The organism is Dietzia timorensis (assembly GCF_020742175.1).
Classification (GTDB): Bacteria; Actinomycetota; Actinomycetes; order Mycobacteriales; family Mycobacteriaceae; genus Dietzia; species Dietzia timorensis_A.
In genome coordinates this window covers 1-3,936 of record NZ_DYXM01000190.1, presented here as the reverse complement: position 1 = coordinate 3,936, position 3,936 = coordinate 1, and the positions used below count along the sequence as shown (strand labels likewise).

The 3,936-nt window shown below is 67.4% G+C and carries 4 protein-coding genes; 2 read left to right on the top strand and 2 right to left on the bottom strand.

The window, feature by feature from the left end:
- Together K8V11_RS09815 and K8V11_RS09810 are read left to right on the top strand one after the other, a co-directional pair.
- A partial coding sequence (locus K8V11_RS09815; RefSeq protein WP_303913408.1) for an acyltransferase occupies positions 1-1,037 on the top strand: 1,037 nt, incomplete at its 5' end.
- 196 nt (positions 1,038-1,233) lie between these two features.
- Entirely contained in the window at positions 1,234-1,677 is a 444-nt protein-coding gene (locus K8V11_RS09810) for a hypothetical protein (protein WP_303913405.1), read from the top strand.
- Between the two features lie 107 nt (positions 1,678-1,784).
- Here K8V11_RS09810 and K8V11_RS09805 read toward each other — a convergent pair whose 3' ends face one another.
- Positions 1,785-2,717: an SGNH/GDSL hydrolase family protein gene (locus K8V11_RS09805; RefSeq protein WP_303913401.1), complete on the bottom strand. Its 933-nt coding sequence runs from the start codon at positions 2,715-2,717 to the stop codon at positions 1,785-1,787.
- Between the two features lie 146 nt (positions 2,718-2,863).
- Positions 2,864-3,904: a beta-ketoacyl-ACP synthase III gene (locus K8V11_RS09800; protein ID WP_303913397.1), complete on the bottom strand. Its 1,041-nt coding sequence runs from the start codon at positions 3,902-3,904 to the stop codon at positions 2,864-2,866.
- Between the last annotated feature and the right edge of the window lie 32 nt (positions 3,905-3,936).

Here is a 3,936-nt window from a genome sequence, read left to right as displayed (position 1 = left end):
CGGGCTTCATCATCTTCTGGTCCAACCACCAGATGCGCGAGCCGGTCTACTACGTGCTGCGCCGCATGCTCAAGCTCTATCCGACGCACCTGATCACCGCGATCATGTTCGTCGCCGTCGTGTGGCAGTTCCCGTGGGAGCGCACGGCCGCGTGGCTGCCCAACTTCCTGCTCATCCACACATGGGTGCCGGGCTGGTCCCAGCTCGGCGGTCTCAACGTGCCGTCGTGGTCGCTCGCGGCCGAGCTGCTGTTCTACGTCTCGTTCCCGTTCTTCCTGCCGCTGGTGCGCAAGATCCCCACCCACCGACTCATGGCGTCGATCGGCGCGCTGTTCGCGGCGATCGTGGTGCTCCACCTCGCCTATTACCTCTTCACGCCCGGCTACAAGGGGATCGACAACACCTTCGTGCCGCTGCTGTTCGACATGGACGTCTCGCCGCCGTACGACGTCCACGCGGCGCCGGCCTGGTTCCTGCTGCCCGAGCACGGCGTCGACATCGGCTACTACCTCTCCTACACGTTCCCGCTGTCGCGTCTGCCGGAGTTCTTCCTCGGGGTGCTCGGCGCGCGCGCCGTCATCGAAGGGGTTTGGCGCAACACGAAGGTGTGGTGGCCGATGGTCGCGCTCGTCGCCGCCGTCGCGCTCACCTGGGTATTGCCGGTCAACTTCAAGATGTCCGTACCGATGCTGCTGCCCGTGCTCGCGGTCGTGTGCACGCTCGCCGTCCGGGACATGGAGGGCCGCTCCGGCCCATTTATGACGTCGAAGGTCGCAATTTGGGGCGGCAACACCTCCTTTGCGCTGTATCTCGTGCAATTCCCGGTCATGGCGGCCTTGCAGAAATGGGTCATCGCCGGCGGGGAATACGGGTTTGCCGGGTGGCTCGGATTCGCCCTGCTCGCGCTGGTTCTCTCGCAGGTCATTGCCGATCTCATCTTCCGTTTCGTCGACGACCCCGCTATGAAGGCGTTCGGCCGCTACCACCGCGCGCGCACCGGGAAGAAACGCATTTCCGCGCCGCGGCCCCGGGTCTGACGACGTCCCACCCCGGCGTCCCACCTCGAATTAACAGAAGTTGCACAGGACACCGACAGTCCCGCCACAGCTCCCACGAGATGGCGCCCACTTCGCTACGGTGGACGACGGAACCGGAAAAATGTGTGTTGCGCCACCAAATCCGGTGGGCACCATCTTCGGAACGCGCATGAACCACACGAAGGGTAGTCACATTATGGCGATCAAGATTTCCACCACGAGGCGGACGTCCGCGTCCATCGCGCTGCTGTCCGCAGGACTCCTGGGGCTCGCCGCCTGCGGCGGATCGGCGGACGAGACCGACGAGACCACGTCGTCGTCTTCCTCGTCCTCCTCATCGTCATCGTCGTCGTCCTCCTCTTCGTCGTCTTCGCCGAGCTCCTCGCCTGAGGAGGAGCCGGCACCGGCAGAGGGCGGCGAGGCAGTCGCACCGCCGGCCGAGGGTGGCGGCGAGGCCGTTGCACCGCCGGTCGAGCAGGCGCCCGCGCCGGCACCTGCACCAGCACCAGCCCCTGCGCCCGAGCAGGCGCCTGCACCCGCGCCCGCTCCGGAGCCGGCTCCCGCGCCGGCCGAAGGTGGCGGCGACGGCGGCGCCCCGGCACTGCCGGATGGCGCCGGCGGCGGCCAGGCCGGCTACTAAGTCAGGCCTGCGCCCCAGCGACGCTCACGACAACAAGCGCCCGCAGCGAGCAGATCACGCTCGCAGCGGGCGCTTTCGTCTATTTCAGCCTCCGGCGCCGCTCGCTGTCAGAGCGCCTCCTCCACGGCGCGCGCAACCGCCTCGTGCCCTGCGGGCGTGGGATGCATGGGGAACGAGTTGGTCTCCTGCCCGGAGAAATCGACCCACCTCTCGTCCGCGTCGGCGCAGGCTGTGTGTTCGTCGGCCTTTGCGGGTAGGACGAAATCGGCGCCGTGCCGCTGCGCCGCCTCCTCGATGACGTCGTTGAGCGCACCTATCATGTCGGCCGCCCATTCGCGGTCCTCCGGGGAGATCGCGCCGATCTGCGTGCACGAGTCGCTCTCGCCGAGCAGCGGTACGTAGCCGGTGGCGATGATGCGGGCCTGCGGAGCCCGGTCCGCGATCCCCTCGTACACCGAGTCCAGGGCGCTCGGCAGGTCGGCGAGGGCATCGTCGGTAGCGGTGTCGAGCTCCGCGCCGCATTGCGAGGCGACCTGGTTGACCATCGATCGGCCGTAGCAGGCGACGATGCCGCCGAAGTCGATGTCGTTGCCGCCTATCGACAGGGTGACCAGGTCGGTGTCCTGCGTGAGGGTGTCGATTTGCGCGGGAATCTGCGCGGAGCCCGGATCGCCGGAATGCGTCTGCCGCGGCGAAAGTAGATGGGGAACCTGGGCGCCCTGGCACGTGACGTCTTCGCCGCCGGACACGTGGTCGCTCTGCAGAAGTAGTGACGGGTAGTTGTCGCCGGAGCGTTGGCAGAACCTCGGCCCCGAGAACCCGGCATCGCGGCCGCCGACCGCCGCGTAGGAATCCCCGAGCGCCACGTAGTGGTCATATGTGCGAACGGACGATTCGTCCGCGGCGGGGGCGTCGCTGGATTGCGTGTCCTGCGGGTCCGCGTCGCCCGAAATGTCCTCGCCGGCCCCGCAAGCACCAAGTGCCACCGCCGCGGCGAAGGCGCCGGCGGCCGCGAGAGCTGTGGTGCGCGAGGGTCTCATGTGCTCAGATTGTAGACCTGGGGCTTACGTTCTTGCAGGAAAAGCACGTCCGACGTCATAAATGGGAAGCGGGGACGAACGACGCCCCCGGAGGGCCGGGCCGATGCGGCACGGATCCGGGGGCGCGGTGGCGAGGCGGCGCGAGGCTAGCTCTGCGGCGCCTTGGGGAGCTTGACGACCTGGCCGGCGTAGGACAGGCCGGCGCCGAAGCCGATCAACAGGGCGGTATCGCCCTCCTTCGCCTCGCCCTCGCGCAGCATGGTCTCCATGGCAAGCGGGATCGATGCGGCAGAGGTATTGCCGGTGGCCTCGATGTCGTTGGCGACGGAGACGGTCTCGGGGAGGCCGAGGTGCTTGGCGAGCGCATCGTTGATGCGGCCGTTCGCCTGGTGCGGGATGAACGCCTGAATGTCTTCCGGGCCGACCTTCGCGGCTTCCAGCGTCTGCTGTGCCACCTTGGCGACCGTGAATGCCGCCCAGCGGAACACCTTGCTGCCTTCCATGACGAGCCAGGGGTGCTCGGCGGGCTCGGGGCTCACGGCCTCGTCCATGACCTGGTACCAGTTCTTCGTCTGGCGAATCGCCTGTCCCTTCTCGCCGTCCGAACCCCACACGACGGGGCCGAGCTCGTTCTCCTCCGAGGGGCCGACTACGACTGCGCCGGCGCCGTCGCCGAAGATGAAGGCGGTACCGCGGTCCTCGGGGTTGATGGCCTCGGAAAGTCGCTCGGCGCCGATGACAAGGACATACCGGGCGGCGCCGCCGCGGATGACGTTCGTCGCCACGGCGAGCCCGTAGCCGAATCCGGCGCAGCCTGCGGTGAGGTCGAAGGCAGCGATGCCATTGCGGCCGATGTTGTTCGCGATGATCGGCGCGCCGTGGGGGATGATCGTCTCGTACGTCGAGGTGCAGAAGATGATCGCGTCGACGAGCTCGGGATCGACACCGGAATTGTCGAGCGCCTTCTGTGCGGCTTCCGTGCCCATGAACACCACGCTCTCCTCGCGGGAGGCGAAGCGGCGGGTCTTGATGCCGGAGCGCTCCTGGATCCACTCGTCGCTGGAATCGATGTACTGACAGATTTCTTCGTTGTCGACGACACGCTCGGGGCGGTACGCGCCGATGCCGTACATCTTCGTGCCGTCGACCCCGGTGCTCACGGCGATCTTTGCTGAGTTCTCTGCCATCTCGAAGGATCCTCCATAGTGTTCTGGTCTTC